4 protein-coding genes are annotated in these 5,015 nt (G+C 62.7%); all 4 read right to left on the bottom strand.

Annotated features, from left to right (window positions below):
* Positions 1-96: 96 nt before the first annotated feature.
* Genes AAZU54_RS27140 through AAZU54_RS27125 form a run of 4 tightly spaced genes read right to left on the bottom strand, consistent with a single transcriptional unit; the run spans position 97 to position 4,887 of the window.
* A complete protein-coding gene (locus AAZU54_RS27140) occupies positions 97-1,551 on the bottom strand; it encodes a mannose-1-phosphate guanylyltransferase/mannose-6-phosphate isomerase (protein WP_312154096.1) in 1,455 nt (484 codons plus the stop codon).
* Between the two features lie 33 nt (positions 1,552-1,584).
* Positions 1,585-2,241, bottom strand: a complete 657-nt coding sequence (locus AAZU54_RS27135) for an alginate O-acetyltransferase AlgF (protein ID WP_434727887.1) — start codon at positions 2,239-2,241, stop codon at positions 1,585-1,587.
* 17 nt (positions 2,242-2,258) lie between these two features.
* On the bottom strand, positions 2,259-3,416 hold the full coding sequence (locus tag AAZU54_RS27130; protein WP_186553813.1) for an alginate O-acetyltransferase: 1,158 nt from the start codon (positions 3,414-3,416) through the stop codon (positions 2,259-2,261).
* A 13-nt stretch (positions 3,417-3,429) separates the two neighbouring features.
* Complete coding sequence (locus tag AAZU54_RS27125; protein WP_392469106.1) at positions 3,430-4,887, bottom strand: MBOAT family O-acyltransferase; 1,458 nt, start codon at positions 4,885-4,887, stop codon at positions 3,430-3,432.
* Between the last annotated feature and the right edge of the window lie 128 nt (positions 4,888-5,015).

The following is a 5,015-nucleotide window of genomic DNA, read 5'->3' as shown; positions in this document are numbered from 1 at the left end:
GAGTGATTGCGTTGTCTGCCATGACGCTATCGCGGGGCAAGCCCGCTCCCACGTGGTCACCACGTAGTCAATGTCCCCAGGTGTTCAGGGAATCGCTTACTGGGCGATGGTCTTCACCGAAACCCCACGCTCCATCGGCGTGGACGTGCGCCCGTAGACGTCTTCGAAGCGCTCGATATCATCCTCGCCCAAGTAGCTGCCGGACTGCACTTCGATGATCTCCAGGGGGATCTTGCCGGGGTTGCGCAGGCGGTGGATCGAGGCGATCGGGATGTAGGTCGACTGGTTCTCGGTGAGCAGGAACACGTTCTCGTCACAGGTCACCTCCGCCGTGCCCGAGACCACGATCCAGTGCTCGGCGCGGTGGTGGTGCATCTGCAGCGACAGGCTGGCACCGGGCTTGACCGTGATGTGCTTGACCTGGAAGCGTCCACCCATGTCGACCGAGTCGTACGAGCCCCACGGGCGGTACACCTCAAGGTGGTTCTGGGTCTCGCTGCGGCCCTGCTTGTCGAGGGTGTTGACCATCTGCTTGACGCCTTGGACCTTGTCCTTGTGGGCGATCATCATGGCGTCCTTGGTCTCGACCACGACGATGTTCTCAAGACCGATCACCGACACCAGCTTGCCGTTGCCGTGGATCATGCAATTGCGGCTGTCCTGCACCACCACATCGCCTTTGGTGACGTTGCCGTTGTCGTCTTTCTCGTGCACGTCCCACAGCGACGACCAGCAGCCGACATCGCTCCAGCCGGCCGACAGCGGCACCACGCAGGCGCGCTGGGTCTTTTCCATCACCGCGTAGTCGATGGAGTTGTCCGGGCAGCAGGCGAAGGTGGCTTCGTCGATGCTGAGGGTGTCGCCTTGTTGATCGCTGCGCTCCAGGGCCAGCAGGCAGGTGTCGTAGATATCCGGATCGTGCTTTTTCAGCTCTTCGAGGAAGCGGCTGGCGCGGAACAGGAACATGCCGCTGTTCCAGAAGTAGCCGCCGGCGCGGACGAACTCGGTGGCGCGTTTTTCGTCCGGTTTTTCGACGAACTGGGCAACCCGGGCCACGCCTTCGGGCAGCAGCGCGTCCTGGCTGGAGCGGATGTAGCCATAACCGGTTTCCGGTTTGGTCGCCGGCACGCCGAACAGCACCATTTCGCCGCGCTCGGCCGCCACGGTGGCCAGGGCCAGGGCGCGTTGCAGGGCTTTTTGGTCATCGATCACATGGTCGGCCGGCAGCACCAGCATCAGCTCATCGCAACCTTCGTTGACCAGCTTCATCGCGGTCATCGCCACCGCTGGCGCGGTGTTACGGCCGAACGGCTCCATCAGGATCGCCTGGGTCTCAAGGTTCAGCGCGCTCAGTTGCTCCTGAACGATGAACTTGTGGTCTTTGTTGCAGACCACGATCGGCGCCTGCATGCCTTCGAACACCAAGCGCTCGAGGGTCTGCTGGAACAGGGTGTGCTCACCGGTCAGGGCGAGGAACTGCTTGGGGAACTGCTTGCGCGACAGAGGCCACAGACGCGAACCGCTACCACCAGAAAGAATTACCGGAATCATGATGTTTCTCCAAAGGTCGATAGAGGCAGGGGATCAGTTAGTGGACACAGGGCGGGTTACCCACACCGGCGACAGGCTGTTGCCGGAGCCAGTGACGTACAGCACGGCAGCTTCGCCGCGTTCCAGGGCGACGGGTTTGACGTCGCCGACTTTCTTGTCTCCTTGGTACAGGGCCAGGTTGACCTTGACCGGGTTGATCTCACGCTCACCACGGCCGTTGGCGGCCACCGGCTTGACCACTTCGGTCTTGCCGTCGGCGGTCTTCAGGGTCAGTTGCTGGTCGGTCAGGTTCTGCACGCGGACCAGGGCTTTTTGCTTGTTCTTGAACGGTGGCTCTTCGATCAACTGCGGGTTGCCGCCGCTGTTGTTGACCAGGGTGTAGTACCTGTCCGAGGCGAGCTTGACCGGCACCGATTTGCCCGCGACCTGGGCGGTGTAGTCGCCGCCTGGGAGGAAGCTGAAGTCGCTGCTGGCTTGCGCGCCAACCTGCTTGATCTGGGTGTTGCCGACACTGGCGGCGGTCGGTGCGCTGCTGGCGTTGTACAGGCGCACGAAGGTCGAACCTTTAGGCGCGCTAGGGCCGTACAGGGCCGCGTCAGCGCCGGCGAAGGCTTGTACCGAGGCCAGCGCGGAAAGGGACAGGCCGGCTGCGAGGGTGAGGGCTTTGGCAAAAGATGGCTTATGGGTCATGTGCGTGTTCCTCTCTATCAGTGGTTCGCCCGGTTGGACGACAGGGCCAGGTTTTCTTCAGATTTACGGGTGTTTTTCAGCTGCGCGATCCACTGCGGATCGAACGCGCTGAGGTCGTTTTTCATTGGCAGATAACGTTCGGGGAATTCCCACACCACCACCTGTGGCGCGGCATTCTTGAAGGCATCGCTTTGCAGGTACTTGAGCATCGGTAGCAATGGCCCGTGGCCGTCTTCGGCGTAGTTGGCGACATCGCTGCGCAGCGCTTGCTGCAGGGCGCCGAGGAAGTTCCAGTGCGGGTTGGCGCTGTAGCTGGTGCCGACCAGAGCCACCGGGATCTGGCTGTCGGCAAACAGCGCATCGCCGGTCTCGCCTTGGGCCTCGACCGCGTGGGTGCTGCGTTGCTGCAGGTTGTCCGGAGCGGGCAGCAGGTTGCTGAACAGCGGGTCGAGTGGCAGGAAGTTGGTCAGGTCGCCCTTGTATGGCTTGGTCTCGCCCGCTTGGGTGATGAACGCCTGCGGGTCGCCGCTGAGCAGGCTCTGGCGGGCCACCGCTTCGGCCACCGCCTGGGCGGCGACCTCGGCGCCCATTGGTGTCCAGTGAGTGTCGGTACGCAGGAACACCTGGCCACGCGCTTTGGCTTGCTCCATTGGCGCTTGCAGGTCAGGGGCGAACACGTTGGCCTGACGCGCCTGGGCATGGAACTGGTTGTACAGGTCGCCATGCAGGCTGGCCGGCAGCTCCTGGCCGAGGTATTCGGAGTAGATTCGCGCCTTGGCCGGGACGATCGCCAGCACCAGTTGCGTGCCTTGGCGTTGCAAGGTGTCGCGCACGCCGCGGATCAGCGCCAGGTTTTCCTGCATCAGTTGCTCGGCGCCAGCAGTGGGCTTGAACTCTTCGTCGCTGAACAGCCACTGCTCGCGCCCCAGCACCACGCCGGGGCGGCCTTCGTTGAACAGCTTGAAATCCAGTGCCGCCCAAAGGTTGGTACTGATGCGCTTGATCGGGAACTGATCGTCGTAATGGGTCTCGGCGGCCTTGGCCAGCTTGCCGTTGAGCAGGGTCATCTGCTCGGTGCGCTGGAACGTCGAGGCGCCGCTGAGCGACCACACGCCCAAGCCTGTGAGCAGGCCGAGGAAGGTCAGGGAGTAGGTGATGCGAAGTGTCCGGGTCATGGTCGTCCGTGCCTCAGAACTGGAAGTAGAGGAATGGCGAGTAGCTCTGCGCGGAGAGCTTGAGCACCGAGGCGACGAACAGCAGCAGCACCAGCACACGGGCCATCACCCGGGTCCAGTCCAGGCCGATCGAGCCGTCGGCGTTGATCTGCACCGGGGTTGCCTTGGCGGTTGGCTTGGCATTGCGGTAGAAGTCGCGCAGGCCGAAGAACGCCAGGCTCGCGTAGGCGATGAACATGGTCGCCACTTGCAGGCCGGTGAGGTTGGCGCGGTTGAGTTCCGACAGCTGCCACTCACCGAAGCTGAACATGGCGCCGTACATACGCCCGGCGACGTGCAGGTTCTCGGCGCGGAAGATCACCCAGCCGACCACTACCAGCAGGAAGGTAAAGGCCCATTTGACCGGGTTGAAGCGCTGCGGGTTGGTATCCAGGCCCAGGGCGCGTTCGATCGCCAGCCACATGCCGTGCCAGGCACCCCAGATGATGTAGGTGAAGTTGGCGCCATGCCACAGGCCACCGAGCAGCATGGTCAGGAACAGGTTGCGGTAGGTGTTGAAGGTGCCTTTGCGGTTGCCGCCCAGGGTGATGTACAGGTAGTCGCGCAGCCAGGTCGACAGGCTGATGTGCCAGCGCCGCCAGAACTCGGTGATCGACTGGCTGATGTACGGCTGCTTGAAGTTCTCCATGAAACGGAAGCCCATCATCAAGCCCAGGCCGATGGCCATGTCGCTGTAGCCGGAGAAGTCGAAGTACAGCTGCGCGGTGTAGGCCAGGGCGCCCAGCCAGGCATCGCCGGTGGTGGGGTTTTCCAGGGCGAAGCAGTGGTCGGCGACCACCGCCAGGGTGTCGGCGATGAACACTTTCTTGATGAAGCCCTGCATGAAGCGGGTGCAGCCTTCGGAGAACTTGTCCAGGGTGTGGGTGCGGTTGTTGAACTGGTCGACCAGGTCCTTGAAACGCAGCACGGGGCCGGCGATCAGGTGCGGGAAGATCGCCACGAACGCGGCGAAATCGATCAGGTTGCGGGTGGCCGGGGTGTCGCCGCGGTACACGTCGATGATGTAGCTGATCGACTCGAAGATGTAGAACGAGATGCCGATCGGCAACAGCACGTGGGTGATGATGAACGGTTCAAGGCCGAACGAGGCGATGATCGCGTTGAGGCTGTCTACACCGAAGTTGGCGTACTTGAAGTAGCCAAGGATCGCCAGGTCGACACCGACGCCGAGCAGCAGCCAGCGCTGGGCCGGTTTGGTGCGCACGCCAGCGGCGCCGACTTTCAGGCCGATCCAGTAGTTCCACAGGGTGACCCCGGCGAACAGCGCGAGGAAGTCGACCCGCCACCAGGCGTAGAAGATGTAGCTGGCAACCAGCAGCAGCAGGTTGCGATAGCGTTGCCCGCTCAAGTAGTACAGGCCGAGGAAGATCGGCAAGAACAGGAACAGGAACACGTTTGACGAGAAGACCATCCCGGTTCTCCTTATTGTTCACAGCATCCGGGGCAGCAGCCCCCCAAACCCCCCACGAAAAGTGCAGGGTCACCTGATGTAAGAGCACTGTGCGTGGGAGCGGGCTTGCCCCGCGATAGCGTCAATGG

Source organism: Pseudomonas sp. Je.1.5.c (genome assembly GCF_051129895.1).
In the GTDB taxonomy this organism is placed as follows: domain Bacteria; phylum Pseudomonadota; class Gammaproteobacteria; order Pseudomonadales; family Pseudomonadaceae; genus Aquipseudomonas; species Aquipseudomonas urmiensis.
Note: the sequence above shows the minus strand (reverse complement) of the source record. Positions and strands in the feature narration are given on the sequence as shown.